Annotated in this window: 18 protein-coding genes; 4 read left to right on the top strand and 14 right to left on the bottom strand. The window is 45.1% G+C overall.

The window, feature by feature from the left end; genetic code table 11:
• Positions 1–232 precede the first annotated feature (232 nt).
• Positions 233–697 (top strand): GNAT family N-acetyltransferase, encoded by a 465-nt coding sequence (locus tag ACJJIN_RS06530; protein ID WP_444897385.1) that lies wholly within the window; start codon positions 233–235, stop codon positions 695–697.
• Between the two features lie 120 nt (positions 698–817).
• Here ACJJIN_RS06530 and ACJJIN_RS06525 read toward each other — a convergent pair whose 3' ends face one another.
• Positions 818–1,351, bottom strand: coding sequence for a Dps family protein (locus ACJJIN_RS06525; RefSeq protein ID WP_444897384.1), 534 nt, complete (start codon positions 1,349–1,351; stop codon positions 818–820).
• Positions 1,352–1,612: 261 nt separating this feature from the next.
• On the opposite strand from ACJJIN_RS06525, the gene ACJJIN_RS06520 reads away from it, so the two are divergent.
• From ACJJIN_RS06520 to ACJJIN_RS06510, 3 genes are all read left to right on the top strand, one after another.
• Positions 1,613–2,101, top strand: a complete 489-nt coding sequence (locus ACJJIN_RS06520) for a hypothetical protein (protein ID WP_444897383.1) — start codon at positions 1,613–1,615, stop codon at positions 2,099–2,101.
• Between the two features lie 615 nt (positions 2,102–2,716).
• Positions 2,717–4,762: a S8 family peptidase gene (locus tag ACJJIN_RS06515; protein WP_444897382.1), complete on the top strand. Its 2,046-nt coding sequence runs from the start codon at positions 2,717–2,719 to the stop codon at positions 4,760–4,762.
• Between the two features lie 588 nt (positions 4,763–5,350).
• Complete coding sequence (locus tag ACJJIN_RS06510; RefSeq protein WP_413662043.1) at positions 5,351–6,736, top strand: S8 family peptidase; 1,386 nt, start codon at positions 5,351–5,353, stop codon at positions 6,734–6,736.
• 100 nt (positions 6,737–6,836) lie between these two features.
• Here ACJJIN_RS06510 and zigA read toward each other — a convergent pair whose 3' ends face one another.
• The 13 genes from zigA to ACJJIN_RS06445 form a co-directional block, all read right to left on the bottom strand.
• Positions 6,837–8,042, bottom strand: a complete 1,206-nt coding sequence (gene zigA, locus ACJJIN_RS06505; RefSeq protein ID WP_444897381.1) for a zinc metallochaperone GTPase ZigA — start codon at positions 8,040–8,042, stop codon at positions 6,837–6,839.
• Positions 8,043–8,163: 121 nt separating this feature from the next.
• The gene (locus ACJJIN_RS06500; protein WP_444897380.1) at positions 8,164–9,417 is read right to left on the bottom strand and encodes a tyrosine-type recombinase/integrase; all 1,254 of its coding nucleotides are present in this window, start codon (positions 9,415–9,417) and stop codon (positions 8,164–8,166) included.
• A 632-nt stretch (positions 9,418–10,049) separates the two neighbouring features.
• Positions 10,050–10,370, bottom strand: a complete 321-nt coding sequence (locus ACJJIN_RS06495; RefSeq protein WP_444897379.1) for a hypothetical protein — start codon at positions 10,368–10,370, stop codon at positions 10,050–10,052.
• 21 nt (positions 10,371–10,391) lie between these two features.
• The gene (locus tag ACJJIN_RS06490; RefSeq protein WP_444897378.1) at positions 10,392–10,745 is read right to left on the bottom strand and encodes a hypothetical protein; all 354 of its coding nucleotides are present in this window, start codon (positions 10,743–10,745) and stop codon (positions 10,392–10,394) included.
• 127 nt (positions 10,746–10,872) lie between these two features.
• On the bottom strand, positions 10,873–11,400 hold the full coding sequence (locus ACJJIN_RS06485) for a hypothetical protein (protein ID WP_444897377.1): 528 nt from the start codon (positions 11,398–11,400) through the stop codon (positions 10,873–10,875).
• A 436-nt stretch (positions 11,401–11,836) separates the two neighbouring features.
• Entirely contained in the window at positions 11,837–12,133 is a 297-nt protein-coding gene (locus ACJJIN_RS06480) for a hypothetical protein (RefSeq protein ID WP_444897376.1), read from the bottom strand.
• Positions 12,134–12,409: 276 nt separating this feature from the next.
• On the bottom strand, positions 12,410–12,625 hold the full coding sequence (locus ACJJIN_RS06475) for a hypothetical protein (protein ID WP_444897375.1): 216 nt from the start codon (positions 12,623–12,625) through the stop codon (positions 12,410–12,412).
• A gap of 267 nt (positions 12,626–12,892) precedes the next feature.
• Entirely contained in the window at positions 12,893–13,051 is a 159-nt protein-coding gene (locus ACJJIN_RS06470; RefSeq protein WP_444897374.1) for a hypothetical protein, read from the bottom strand.
• A gap of 9 nt (positions 13,052–13,060) precedes the next feature.
• Complete coding sequence (locus tag ACJJIN_RS06465) at positions 13,061–13,546, bottom strand: DUF1643 domain-containing protein (RefSeq protein ID WP_444897373.1); 486 nt, start codon at positions 13,544–13,546, stop codon at positions 13,061–13,063.
• 74 nt (positions 13,547–13,620) lie between these two features.
• On the bottom strand, positions 13,621–14,175 hold the full coding sequence (locus ACJJIN_RS06460; protein WP_444897372.1) for a hypothetical protein: 555 nt from the start codon (positions 14,173–14,175) through the stop codon (positions 13,621–13,623).
• Positions 14,176–14,207: 32 nt separating this feature from the next.
• Positions 14,208–14,471, bottom strand: coding sequence for a TrbL/VirB6 family protein (locus tag ACJJIN_RS06455; protein ID WP_444897371.1), 264 nt, complete (start codon positions 14,469–14,471; stop codon positions 14,208–14,210).
• Positions 14,472–14,494: 23 nt separating this feature from the next.
• On the bottom strand, positions 14,495–14,725 hold the full coding sequence (locus ACJJIN_RS06450; protein WP_444897370.1) for a hypothetical protein: 231 nt from the start codon (positions 14,723–14,725) through the stop codon (positions 14,495–14,497).
• Positions 14,726–14,773: 48 nt separating this feature from the next.
• Positions 14,774–14,899 (bottom strand): hypothetical protein, encoded by a 126-nt coding sequence (locus tag ACJJIN_RS06445; protein ID WP_444897369.1) that lies wholly within the window; start codon positions 14,897–14,899, stop codon positions 14,774–14,776.
• Positions 14,900–14,964: the final 65 nt, after the last annotated feature.

The raw sequence follows: 14,964 nt of genomic DNA, 5'->3' as shown, positions 1-14,964 counted from the left end.
GGTTCCATTTCTTCAAACTTATGGTGCTATGCGAGCGTTGAGGCTTCATCAATCCCTTCGGCTCTAATGATTTCTACCCATTGGCTCTTTGTGACCATTATTCAATAGAGAGTTGTCCGCTTTCTTTCCTACGCACCCAGCTTGCTGCCAGTAAAAATTGCTGATAGATTCTAAATGTGATCACATTTCAGCTGGGCAAAAATGTAAATAAGTTAAAGGGAAGGGATAGTTTATGGTGAGTCCGATTGTAAGGGCCGGGGTGGAGCAGAGTAATGAAGTCGCAGGAATGGTAACAAAATTGCTGCAAGCCCTTGTCGGTCATAAGCGCAACATCGATCCAGAGGTGATGGCAGTAACGGCTAAGAAGCTGTTATCACAAGATAATGGATTCCATGCTTTCCTATATCATGTCGATGGAGCTCCTGTAGGAGTTATTACCCTATCCAGATCTGCCGCTATTTATGCCGGAGGCAACTACGGGGTAATCGAGGAGCTGTATGTTGAACCAGGGTTCCGCTCGCAGTTTATTGGCAAGGCTCTTTTGGCTGAGGCGATCAGCTTTGCGAAGGAGGAGGGCTGGCCACGGTTGGAAGTTAGTACTCCAGAAAGAGAAAACTGGCAACGAACAATTGATTTTTACCTCCGAGAAGGTTTCCTCGAGAATTCGGTCGGGGAGAGGTTGAAGCTGGAGCTGTAGCTCTTAACCTGAAAAGGAACAGGCCGCTTTGGAAAATGAAAGTCGTATTGGTTGAGTTTGATCTGACAGGGTAATTCAAAAAGTAGCGCTGTCTGCCAGATCAAGCTTGAGCCAAAGGGCTCAGTGGTGTGTCAAACCAGAGCTGCGACTAGCCTCAAACAAAAACCATGACCGCTTTTCTGCCTGATCAATATACTCTTCCAGCAAGCTTGCGGTAGCAATATCTCTATGCTCATCACAAAGTTCGTGGACTTTACGCATACTTGAGATCATTTCCCGGTTATCTTCGCCTAGCTCTAACAACATATCTTGCGGATCTACATACTCGGCATCATTGTCTGAAGATCGCTGTAGCTTGGCGATATGGCCAATGGAGCGAAGCGTAGTGCCTCCTAGTTTGCGCACGCGCTCCGCCAGGGCATCGGTCATCTCGAATACTTCATCGGCTTGATCATCGAAAAGCAAATGATAGTCCCTGAAGTGGGGGCCGCTAACATGCCAGTGAAAGTTCTTTGTCTTCACATATAGGCTGAAAGTATCTGCCAGCAGGGTATTAACGGCAATAGTAATGCTGGCCCTCGCACTCTCACTTAAATCAGAAGGGGCGGCTAGCCTGGATTGTGTGCCTACCGCTTCTCCAGTTGCTTTTCTCATATCAAACCTCACAAGTTATGACAAAGGGACAGGTGTGGCAGTCGGTGTCTCCATGGCACTAGATTAGACACCTATATGGCGACTAGCCATTCACAAAGGGTTGGAAGCCAGAGAGAACCAGCACATTATTTTTTCATCAGTCTTATACTGGTTGATATATCTCAAGCGTATATGGAGGAGTCTGTTTGAGATATAAAGCGGATCAATCTGATTTGTTCTAAGGCTCTTACGATAGGTAATGTAACTACGGAGAATTTCTAAGTGGTCAGCAGCTTCCGCAAAGACGAGTTATCTAGAGGATTGTGTAACCTTTTAACGGATGCATATCTAAAAGTAAAAGACCTTGGTTATGATGAGATAGCTACTGAGTTTGATAAGGTTGAAAGCATACACTACCCGCTTATTCAAGAATATCCAGATTTAGTGCTTGAAACAAAGCGGCGTATTGCTGAGCAGAAGTTTTTATTGCTCTCTGAGAGAGGCTTATCTTTTGAAGTTATTCAAGGTCTTCACAAGGATGTGCACGACTTGGGGTATTTAAACATTGATAGCGAAGATACTCTGGAAACAATTTTTTGTCGGCACTGCTTAAACCACCAAAAGTATGCTCTTGCCATTGAAGTTGCTACTGCTCTTAAAAAGAGTGTCCTTTCTGAGCTCGATACTTCTCGAGGCAACAAAGAGGCCTATGCCTATAAAGCTATAGCCAGGTGTGATCGTTTAATTTCACTGGCGAAAGAACACCTATAAAGGCCGAGATATAGCAGCTATACAACTCGGAGAAATTAGATTTGCTGCTGATTTATCAAACGGTGAATGGTTAGCTCAAGTAAGAGGCTGATAACTAGCGCCGATTAAAGTAGTAGATTTTTTCTTTTCTTTCATACTCGCAAGAGCGCCCAGCCCTCATTGAATCAACTTACCAGTCATCAAAAGTCATAGTTAAATAAAATATTTTTGATGTGATATAACATTGCTTTATGTTTGAGGGATAAGGCCGTATTTTTTGTCATATGTGATCTGTTAATCCTCTTTGGTTGTATCTCCCGTGAACTATTCCACACTTTTTTGCGGAAAAATATTTATTACTTAAGTTTTTTGTAGAGATTTAAAACTTGTCATCGCAGTCCACATGAGTTTCGAGATCTCCATTGAGGACAACAATTTCCAAGTCGTTATACATTTGTACCAAGCTGAAACAATGGTACCAATTTCGCTCAAGCTAACTAAATGATCCTAAATTCAGCAGTTTTTGGGCTTTCCCTTTATAGAATTTATTTAGCCAAAGCGGGGCGGTTTAGGAGTAACCAATATCGAATGATTTTTTGGTATTGGAATAAATATAACTTCGGAGAAACCACAATAATGAAATTATCTTTAAAATTTCTTTTACAAAAGACGGCTTTAGCAAGTGCATTCTCATTGCTATGCACTGCGCCTTTTGGTGCCTATGCGGAAGAAGCGGATAACAAGCTGCTAACTGATCGCATCATCGTTAAGTACAAAGAAAGCGCTAAAGTTGGACGGGCCGCTACTATGGCTCAGGAAACTGTGGAAAAAGCTTCCCGTCGCGCTGGCCATAAAATGCACCATCTGCGCCGCATAGCTACTGGCGCTCAGGTAATGCGCCTGGAAGGTCGAAAAAATAGAGCTGAAGTAAATGCAATTATCGATCGCCTGAGGCAAGACCCGGATGTGGAGTACGCAGAACCAGATCTGATCTTGAAAGCAGTGGCTGTACCTAATGACCCAAGTTACCTCAATCAGTGGCACTACTATGAATCTACAGGTGGCTTGAACCTTCCATCAGCCTGGGATACCACTGCGGGTAACGGGGCTGTGGTTGCGGTACTCGATACTGGTTATCGACCCCATGCAGACCTGGCAGCCAACATTTTGCCGGGCTACGACATGATCGACGATACCTTCGTTTCCGTAGATGGCGATGGTCGCGATAGCGATGCCACCGATCCGGGTGATTGGTATAGCTCTGGTACTTGTGGAGATAGCTCCTCAAGCAACAGTAGCTGGCACGGTACCCATGTTGCCGGCACTATCGCTGGCGTTACCAACAATAATCTTGGTATCGCAGGTGTTGCCTATGAGGCCAAGATTGTTCCTGTCCGTGTGCTCGGCCGTTGTGGTGGCTATACGTCAGATATTGCTGACGGCATCATTTGGGGTGCTGGTGGTTCTGTCAGTGGACTGCCAGCCAATGCGAATCCCGCCGACGTACTCAATCTCAGCCTTGGCGGCAGCGGAAGCTGTGGTACTACTACACAAAATGCCATCGATACTGCTCGCAGTCTCGGTGCGACGGTTGTTGTAGCTGCTGGCAATAGCAATGCTAATGCAAGCCAATTTACTCCTGCCAGTTGTGATGGGGTGATCTCAGTGGCTGCGACTAATCGCAGTGGCGGTCGTGCTTACTACTCTAACTACGGCAATGTAGTAGATGTTGCAGCGCCGGGCGGAGCACAGAGCTTCGCCAATGACTCCGACGGCGTCCTCTCTACCTATAACAATGGTGCTACTGACCCAGGCAGTGATAGTTACTATTACATCCAGGGCACCAGTATGGCGGCGCCTCATGTGGCCGGTGCCGCAGCATTGCTCTACTCTGTAGACCCTACCTTGACCCCAGATGAAGTTGAATCAATCCTCACCAGTACCGCACGGAGCTTCCCGGCTTCTTGCAGCAGCTGTGGCTCAGGTATTGTCGATGCAGCAGCGGCCGTAGCCTCGGCCAATGGTGGCGGCGGTGGTGGCGGTAACGACGGCGGTGAACTTGAAAATGGTGTTGCTGAGACTGGTATCGAGGGTAACAGTGGTGATGAAATTAACTTCACCCTAGAAGTGCCTAACAACGCTACAGACTTGTCTTTTGTAATGTCCGGTGGAAGCGGCGATGCTGACCTCTACGTTCGCCATGGCAGCGCCCCCACAACCAGTACCTATGACTGCCGCCCCTATACTTCAGGCAATAATGAAACTTGTGATATCGATAACGTACAGGGAGGAACCTATCACGTCATGGTACGTGGATATAGCTCCTTCTCTAACGTAAGTCTCGTGGGCAGCTATACCGCAGGTGGTGGCGGCGGTGGCGGTAGTGACAGCTGGGAAGAGACAAATCTTAGTGGTTCCCGCAACGGCTGGCAGCATTTCACTATTGAGGTTGATAGCGGAGCTTCAACGCTGAGCGCCGTAATGTCTGGTGGCAGTGGGGATGCAGATCTCTACGTCCGTTTCGGCCAAGAGCCCACCCGCACAGCCTACGATTGTCGCCCTTACGAGTGGGGTAATGATGAAAGCTGCAGCATCAGCAATCCAGGCGCAGGTACCTGGTATATCAGTATCCGCGGTTACTCTGACTACTCTGGCGTTTCTCTGAGTGCTAGTACTGAGTAAATGGGCTAACTCCCACTCGACAGGTTCCTGTGGGGTGGGTAGATAGCTGTTCTACTCAAATAATGCCAGTCAGTTAAGCTGACTGGCACTTTCATTTAACACGTTGATCTCTGCAGAATCCTTTCCTAGTGATATTGCCGGCAATATCACCAATTCTGTGATGATCATTTCCACTGTTCGATTAAAGTTCGTTTTATCAGAGTGAATTACCTTCAAGCTCCAGCCTTTTCTTTAAAGTTGATAAATTTTCGAACGGTATTTTGCAGCCTTTCTGTGCACAGTGATTGGAAAGCCCTTAGTTATCTCTATATCGGTGCAAAGACAGATAAATAAGTTTGTTTAGGTGGAGGCTGTCACAAGAATAGAAAGAGGCCGACAATCACCTAAGAAGGATACATCGGTTGCCACTACTATCCCTGTGGGCAAAATTGAAACACTGGTACTAATTTTGTCTCGATATCCAGCCATGACTTGCTCAGGCATATATCTTGCGTAAAGCCTAACGTGCCCTGTCACCACAGGGACAGTGGTACTAATGGTTAGGATGTTACACCCCGTCGGCTAAATCATCATGGAGAGATAACAATAATGAAGTCACTGTTGAAAAAATCCACTCTAGCAGGTGTGTTTTCACTTCTATGTACAGGCTCCTTCGCCACCCAAATGGATAACCTAAGTAGTTCCCCAACAACTGACCGGATCATTGTGAAATACAAGCAGGATTCCACGATCGGACGGTCAGCGAGCATGACTCAGGAAACTGTGGAGAAAGCCTCTCGCCGTGCGGGCCACAACTTGCGCCACTTGCGGCGCATGGCGACGGGTGCACAAGTCATGCACCTGGGGAGCCGAAAAAGCCAAGCCGAGATCAACCTGATAATCAACCGCCTAAAACAAGACCCCAATATTGAGTACGCTGAGCCCGACTTGATGATGCACCCTATGGCGGTCCCTAATGACCCCAGCTATTACGACCAGTGGCACTACTTTGAAGCTGATGGTGGACTGAATTTGCCCGCAGCCTGGGATATAACTCAGGGGGAGGGCGTGGTAGTAGCAGTTATTGATACCGGTTATCTCGCTCACACAGACCTCATGGACAACTTGCTGCCTGGTTACGACATGATTTCGGATTCCGATATCGCTGTAGATGGGGATGGCCGTGATAGTGATGCCAGTGATCCCGGGGATTGGTATACCGATAGTTACTGCGGAAACCCACTGTATCCCGAATTTGATAGCAGCTGGCATGGCACTCATGTGGCCGGCACCATTGCTGCCGTCACCAACAACAATATGGGTATCGCTGGGATAGCCCATAAAGCAAAAGTGCTCCCCGTTCGAGTACTCGGCCGCTGCGGCGGTTACACATCTGATATTGCTGATGGCATTGTCTGGAGCGCTGGCGGCTCGGTTAGTGGTGCACCAGCCAATGAAACTCCGGCTCAAGTGTTGAACTTGAGCCTGGGGGGCTTTGGCCTCTGTGGAAGCACAACTCAAAGTGCCATCAATACAGCCCGTAGCCTGGGCGCCACAGTTGTTGTTGCCGCAGGTAACTCTGGGCGGAATGCCTTCTGGTTTTCGCCGGCTAACTGTTCAGGAGTCATTACAGTATCCGCGACCAACCGCTCCGGAGGACTTGCTTACTACTCCAACTACGGCAATGTGGTCGATGTCGCTGCCCCCGGAGGTGAAACTAACTCGGTGGAATCCGATGGCGTTCTCTCTACATTAAACAGCGGCGCGCGAACTCCCGGTAGTGATAGCTTCGCTTACTACGCCGGCACCAGCATGGCCGCTCCACATGTTGCCGGTACAGCCGCACTTATATATTCAGTCAAGCCCGATGTTACACCAGATGAGGTTGAATCCATTCTCACCAGTACAGCCCGAAGCTTTACGGGCTCATGTCGGCGCTGTGGATCAGGCATTGTTGATGCGGCGGCAGCCGTTGAGGCCGCTATAGAGAATTAAACTGTAGAAAGGAGTAAGTTTGATAAAAGACCGGCACCTCGTCGGTCTTTTACACTTTTCCACTAAAGGATCTAGCTAAGTACAGGGGTGGGGTTAATATTCATCCTTGTTCCCATGCGGGAAATGGATCATTCAATGTCGCCCAGTATTCTTTGCCTCGTAGCACTTCGTCCTCGCTTAGCAGGCAGTCATCAAGCGCTTTTGTCATGCTGGTTTGATTCAAACTCTGGCCAATAAATACTAGTTCTTGCCGCATATCACCAAAGGGTTCTACCCATTGTTTTTCAATGGAGCTGCGATAATTTTCGTCTGTGGGCCAGTTTTCTTTGGGTATAGCTTTCCAGAACATCCCAGCGAAACCATAGTGGGCAATGCCTCCCGCTTGACTCCATTCGCCTGCAAACTCAGGGCGAGACGCCAGCCAAAAATACCCTTTGGAACGAATTAACTTGCCGTGCCTCTCAGTATTGTGCAGAAATTGATGAAATTTTTCTGGATGGAAGGGTCTACGTGCTTCGTAGCTGAAACTGCTAATGCCATACTCTTCAGTTTCAGGAACATGCTCACCTCGCATCTCTTTAAGCCAACCAGGTGCTTGCTGCGCGCGCTCGAAGTCAAATAAGCCGGTACTTAGAACCTCGTCAATATTGACTTGCCCTTGAGAGATCGGAACTATTTTTGCCTGCGTATTTAGAGTTCGCAGAATGGCCTCTAGGCGCTCAACATCAGAAGGGCCAGCTAAATCCGTTTTACTGATCAGAATGACATCTGCGAACTCGACCTGGTCGATCAGCAAATCAGTTACACTGCGTTCGTCGTCTTCGCCTAATGATTCACCAGCATCCTGTAAAAATACTGCCTCGTCATAGTCCTTTAAAAAGTTGACTGCATCGACCACCGTCACCATTGCGTCCAAACTGGCAACATCAGAGAGAGAAACACCATTTTCGTCGGCAAAAGCGAAGGTTTCAGCAACGGGTAAGGGTTCAGAAATCCCTGTTGATTCAATAACGAGATAATCAAACCGTCCTTCCTGCGCAAGCTTAGTGACTTCCTCCAGAAGGTCTTCCCGCAGAGTGCAGCAAATACAGCCATTACTCATTTCAACAAGCTTCTCCTCACTACGGTTAAGAGAAACTTCGCTCTGTACTTTCGTCGAATCAATATTGATTTCACTCATGTCATTGACGATTACAGCAACTTTTTTGCCTTCGCGATTGTTCAGTATGTGGCTAAGTACGGTAGTTTTACCGGCACCTAGAAAACCTGAAAGGACGGTGACTGGGAGTTTGTTTGTATGTGCCATTAGTCTCTCCACACTCTGAGTATTCATCCATGTGTACTAGGTTAATCAGATTGTGCGCAATGATATATCGTATCGTTTATGGGTCAAGCTATTTCATTTACATGAGGGTAGGGCGGTAGTATTACCGCTCCTCCTTTACCCGCTTACTCCGCCCACTTTCATGCCGCTCCCGCATATCGGAATCAATGTAGCGATCGGTCGTAGCCATACTTGCATGGCCCGCATCATCGCGCACATGCTCGCGGGGGCGGTACTTCACATCTTCAGAAATACCCGTATGGCGGAGCCAGTGCACAGTGGCAGCCTTAAGATCTTCAGCATCTTCCCCTAAGCCTTCTTCAACCATCCGTTGGTGGGCAGAATCAAAGCAGTTTTGAACAATCAGGCGAACCTGTCGGGTACTGGTAACCGGTCCCTTGCCACGGGACTTGTGCACCAGAGGTGTCTGCTCATTAATGCTGGGCAGAGCAGGGAGCTGCAAATAATTTCTGTAGCGCTTCAAGGCCTTCAACATTTGGTCGCAAACAGTGATCGCCCGGCCTTTGTTACCTTTGCCCGTAACGTGAAACCACCAGTTTCCGTCGCGATCTTTCTTGAAATCACCCATAACTGGTGCCGATCTTTCATCCGCAACCAACTCAGAGATTCGCAAATACATAGCGAATAGGGCGTTCATAATGAATAAAGTTCGCTCGTGATCAGTTGGTGATGTCTCGGCCATGATCTCAGCAGTCTCCAGGACATAATCCCACTGCAAGTTGCTGATTCGACGTACAACCTGGCTTTGTTGCTCACGTCGAACAAACTTACTTTTCTGGCGAATCAGTGCCACAGGATTGGCTGGAACCAGGCCTTCTTGATAGAGAAAATCGAAGAAAGACGACAATGCAGTAAAGATGCATTTGATCGCTGCCTGGGATGGCCGGAACTCCTTGGGGGAAGCCGTCTTGCCAGCACGAAACTCAACTTTGGATACACTGACTACGAATGGCCGCCAATCGGCATTCACAACGCGCTCGCCATTTTGTGTTTTGAATCTGGCAACATTCTTAGTTCCGATCCAGGCAATTGGCGGCTCAATGCAAAACTGCACAAACTCCTCAATGTGTTCGCGCTTCAGAGTCATTATTGAAGCTTCTTCAATGCGCCACGCCCATTGCAGCAAGCGCTCAAGTTCACGGCGGTAGCTGTTAAACGTTGCCTGGCTACCGTTGTAGCTGTAAAGAAACTTAAGCGTGAACTCCAGATCGGTATTAGCACCAGGAATCTGCTTGCTGAGATAACGGCTAGCTGAAAAGCTGGTGCAGCGGAATGGATTCTCAAGATTGCTCAGGTTGTCGATGATTGGTGCTGGTGGCCGGTTGGAAGCAGACATAGAAATATGGAGTTGTTGTTGGAATGCGGCAAATTATACGGAAAAACGGGCATTTATAAAATATCCGATATTCACAAATATCGGAAATATCGTAACCCCTTGAACCCCCTCAGGTTTTCAATTTTTTCTTGACCGCTATTTCCGATAACCAAGTCTGCCCCTGTTTTCCGAAAGATTGATTGCGGTGCTCGTGTCGAACCGTGATTAAACCAAGCTCTCCGATGATTTCCTGTGTGCTCCCATAACGCTCTCCGTCTCGCGAGGAAGTCGCGGAGCGGCTTAACTTCGTTCTTGCTGCCCAGCGCTGGCGCTTTCCTGGGCAGCAAGTGCGGGCACGCTGCGCGTGCCATTAAAGGCGTTCGCGGTCATAGCGATTCACCTGTCCGTATCTGTCTGTTTTCGGTACTGTTCGGACGACTCTTCGAGATCAGCTTTGACTTCATATAGTATCCGCGCCATAGCAAGTACCCCGTGGGAAAAACCATCGCGCGCCACCGCGGGACTTACAGGCGACGGCTAGCTGTAACGAGCCGGGATTTTGCACCGGCACTGGAATTTCACGCTATCACAGCGGGCAATCTATAATTCTACTCGGCTGATACAAATATTTATCCCCCTCCTCTAGGAGGCCATTAAAGTGGATTAAGGTTTTGGATCTCTACCCATTTAGTTCCGGCACCATCTTCAGGAGAATTTAATTGCACGAGTACAAGCGGACGCTTTACTTCAATAATAATACCAGACCTAAAAAAGCCAATTGAAACCCTATCACCAACCTTTGGATTTTCTCTAATTTGTTTGAGCCTGTAGTTATAAATTGTACGATTTTCCTCTAAAGCCTCTCGATTCAATTTATTTTCTTCTTCTCGATAGTAAGCTATCTTTGATTTTAGGTTTTCCCCATGAATAGAGGTTATATCACACTCCTCACCCCCCCACCCAGAAGGCTCCAAAATGTAACATCCGTGGAGTTTCTACTCTCTATTTTTATCTCGCAGTACATTTCCGCCTTTTGGACCACCCATTTGCTTATATACGTGGCAAACATTTCGCACGTTTTCCATACGCCTACAATTAAATTTTGCAAACGTGTTGTACTTGTTTGCCTCATGGTATGCATCAAGATAAGATGACTGACCCTTTTGAAAACACCCACTTTCATTTTCTATTTCGTAGCATAACCGCCCTCCTTTTTGGGAAAGCTGAATTTCCAAATTATCTGGCCAAGGCTCAACTTGAATACCACCATTTAAAGCATCAAAATTTGAACAACCGTTCAAAGTAGAAAAAAATAATAGACAACCAATCACAGTTCCTTTTATTTTCATATTTCCTCTCCCTGCTGATCATATGAAAGTTGTGAGTTTAATCAGTGTAACTATAATCTCCCATCAAGCATACAACTAAAAGCTAGAGATTTCTGCCCGCTGAAAAAGACTCTGAGTGTGATCTGAATTAAATCGCAGACCAATCCTTTATGTCATTGAAAATTACGTAGGACTCTTTAATATTATCAGGATCATAATAAACTTTGACTTTTTTAGAGCTGCTAACAATGGCAAGCGCCCGATCAGCGCGATCTTCATCTTTATTGTTAATCATGCTAAAAACAGACCTTTCACATATATGTTTTTCTTCGTCAATATAGAATATAACCTTGTGTTCAAGGTTATAATAGTAACGGTTAAAAAAGCCTGCGTCGTGATTAGATAGAACGGTTTTATTTATTTTTCTTAGCGATAAGAGTTGCCCTTTTGTCGAAACATATCTCTCTTCAATATCGTTAAAAAATTCTTGAGCCGGTATTATACCGATTTTATTTGCAATATTTTTCAACTTCCCATCCATGGTATTATTCCTTACGGAATAAGCCATCCAGAAAATAAAATAAGCAAAAAAAATAGCTGGAATAGCGATCAAACCAAATGTATAACTCATTACCAATAGATTTCCACAGTGATTACCTTGGCCTTCATCTTCCAATCCTCAAGTTCGCATTTCTAGTAATTCATCGTATTCACTGCACCTTAGGTCCGAACTGGCAATTCTGTTTGGCCATATCTCTTTTAACTTCATCCAAAAAGACATACCATCGCTTATAACGTGTACAGGTTGAATCAGTTGTGAAGACTGCCCTACGAGCCACTTGATAATAGCTGTCCCTTGCCTCTTCCTTGGTGTTGAAGCCTTGATTTCATGAACTAGCAGAAGGTTCTCATCACACCACAGCTCAGTCACTACCTCACCTATCACCTCTCCCTGGGAAAAAAATGTATATCGAATCATCGTCCCCTGATTTCTTGAACGAAACTGGACTTCACTTTCAGATACTTGTTCTATTATTGGAAAGGTGCTCATAGCTTCTATTAGCGGCTGTTTCGATCTATTTGAAATTGAACCAAAAACCATATTCCCACCTCTATCCGGCAATGAGTTTTAGTAAGTAGACTCCAAGAAAGTGCCCAAACATCCCAAAGAGCAAAGCGGTTATTGAAATTATTAAGAGCTGCTTCTTTCCCTCAGATGCCCGGATACCCGATGCACTGAGAAAGCCACCAGAAGCTCCAGCCATCGTCCAGGCCAAGAGTGTCTGAGGTTTTACCTCGATGGCGCTTGCCAGAGGAATATTTATGACCAGCATTCCCAAAACGATCAGACCGATAACAAGCAAGTCTTTCTGATCCGGTTTCCTAAGCGGTATTCCAAAAACTGTCATATTCCTACCCAGCCTTTAATTTTAAATCCCTTAGTCCGTTAGTGTATCCATCTGACCAAAACTCTGAATGATACTGGCTTAATTCCTTATGAGGATTCATAGATTCAGAAACACCATTTAATGCGGATTGATAACCGTCCCTGTAAATCCTATTTGTAACCGTTTCAGAACACTCAAAGTGATAATGATCAGAGTCAACCGAAATAGATTCATCATCTGGATAGATTGTATCTTTGCACTCAATACAGTAATCCCACATATTCCCACCAATAACCCTTAATTTGTTAACTTGAAATCAGGATCTACAATAGCAAGTAGAATCCATATCAGAAGAGATATACCTGCTACCGACAACGATATCGCGTTATCAGCATAAAACATATCAAATGACTCAGAGTTAAAGCCACTTACTATTGAAATGCCCATGCTTAATGCGCTAATTGAAAATAAAGTTAACCGTATATTTCCGGTTTTTCCTTTAAAAGCTGCCACGTTCCAATCTCCTTATTAACCAGCTGACATTAACCCGGCGAAATATTGAGCCTTTATTTAACTATCAGTTCGCCGGGTCAAAAGACTATTCTTCTTACAGTAGATCTTTAATTATTGCCCCAATGATAAAAGGAGCATTATTTACTACTGTCCCTGACAATCCCTTTTCAGGCTCTAATGTTTCCTGTGATAGTATCATTCCAAATTTTGTTACTGGAGTTTTAGTTATACGAAAGCTTGAAGATCCAGGATTAGTTCTGATACTTACTATACCCAGTAAATCAAATCCTTATATCCCTGCTGCCAACCCAACTTCCAGCTCTCATATCCAGAGCTGCCTTTTCGGTATGGGTTGTCACTTATGAGTAGGCCATTGGTCTGTGCTTCTATGCCCTCACCCCACGCATCATTTCCGGCGTTCTCCATATTCAAACCTTAATCTATAGGCACTAATTTGGTTTCGTAAGAAAGCATCATAGGATGCTTTGGATCACCAGAGGCTGTGAAACCAAAGCAAAGAACCGGCTTGCCCGATGCCAGAAGTAATGACATAACCCTATCCAGATGCTCCCTTAAATGTTTAGGAAGCTTGTCTCTAGAGCCCCAACAAGGAACCAGTACATCAGCCTGGTTAATAATCTTTGAAATGTATTCGTCGTTATCAGGGCCAACCGGATCTTCAGCGCTAGCTAGCTCGTTAACTTCAGTTGCACGATACGCGAATACGTTACCCACGACAAAACGAGAACCGGAATTTTTGGCCGTGAAACTAATCCATTTTTTTACCGTTTGGTCATCAATGGTTTCATCCGCTGTAGATGGGTTCACTCCAAAATAAGCGAATACTTTTCCACCAAAATCATCTACTTTACGTGACAGAATGTACCGATATTTACGGCACTCACTTAATGTAGCCCCCATATTCCCATGATCTCCTTATTGCTTTTTAAACATTTTGACCTTTTTAAAATAGATTTATATTTCTCAGGCAATGCTTACTCTGCCAAAAGGTCGCTCCAGCCAAATGATTGTGAGACATTCATATAACACAACTGAAACCTTCGGCCTGCCTTAAAGGCTAAATCTTTGCGTTGTTCACTTATAAGTCTATATAACTCCATATCTGGCGTTATAAACCCCTTATCAGAATGAGGACTATACACTCTCCGATAGGCTTCCATATCAACCACCCTCATCATACTATCGAATGAGCGCATTTGTTTTCTGCAAGCTTTAAAAACCTCGTCTATTTCACCGGTTTTAGGAACTTCTAAGGCATTTATATCAATCGCAATTGCACTTAATAAACTGTCTTTTATCTCATCAGCACGCTCTTTGATTTCTTGCTGATGTTTAAGATCCGCCTCTTCTTTTGCTTTAAATTTTCCTTTTTTTTCTGCTTCAACCACCCGATCAAAGGAAAATGATTTCTGATGAACTGCGCCATTGCTTCTATATTTTATTTCATCTGGATCGTCAAGTAATTCATTAATAAGCCTTCGATTCCATGTTGGCCTGCTTAAAACCTCGGTTAGTGATATCATTTTCATATTTCTATTCCTGCCATCTTCCAATCTCATTATCAACTTTTTCGGTATGTTAAGTATTCCGATATCACATCATTGATATCTGGCTTACGAAAAATGAGCTTTATACCTGTCCACACAAAATCCAACAGTGCTAAAGACCAAAACAAGGAAAAAACATACCCCTTGATTGCCGCTGTCCAGCCATCAGCAGCAGTTTTATAGCTAGTAACTATGCCATCTAGCACTCCTGTATCTTGAGCAATAACATCAATGCTAATAAGTGAGAGAAGAACTATCCAAATCCATTTCTTGGCCATGAAGTCCATGTCTTAGCCCTTTTCTAATATCCTGACTTTGTTACATCTCTTGTGTCGACTTCACCAAGCTTCATTTTCTTATACTTCTTGGCTTCTTCGACCATAGAGATAATAAGTTTTGCGTCTTTCTCTGAAGACACATAAATAACGCCGGATGGTGTTTCTACTGCTATAGATGGAATAGGACAGTCTTCATCACCACAAGCAGCGAGGAGAAGTGAGAGCGCAATAATAAGGGTCAACTTAATATTCATTTTTTCCTTCCAGTTATCATTTGAATATTCGAAAAAGTAGAAGTCGGATTAAAATCCGGCCTTGGTTACATCTCTCACACCAACAGAGCTGGTATCATTTAGCTTCAGACGTTTAGCCTCAGCCATCGCCTGCCTTTCATACTCAAATCTCCCTTCATTTGGGAATTTTTCCATCTTAGCGAAAGGCCTGGATACATTAAGCCACCACAAAATAGTGCCTCTCACTCGCCACCCAACTA

The sequence above is a fragment of the Microbulbifer maximicatervae (SeqCode) genome, assembly GCF_052467505.1.
Note: the sequence above shows the minus strand (reverse complement) of the source record. Positions and strands in the feature narration are given on the sequence as shown.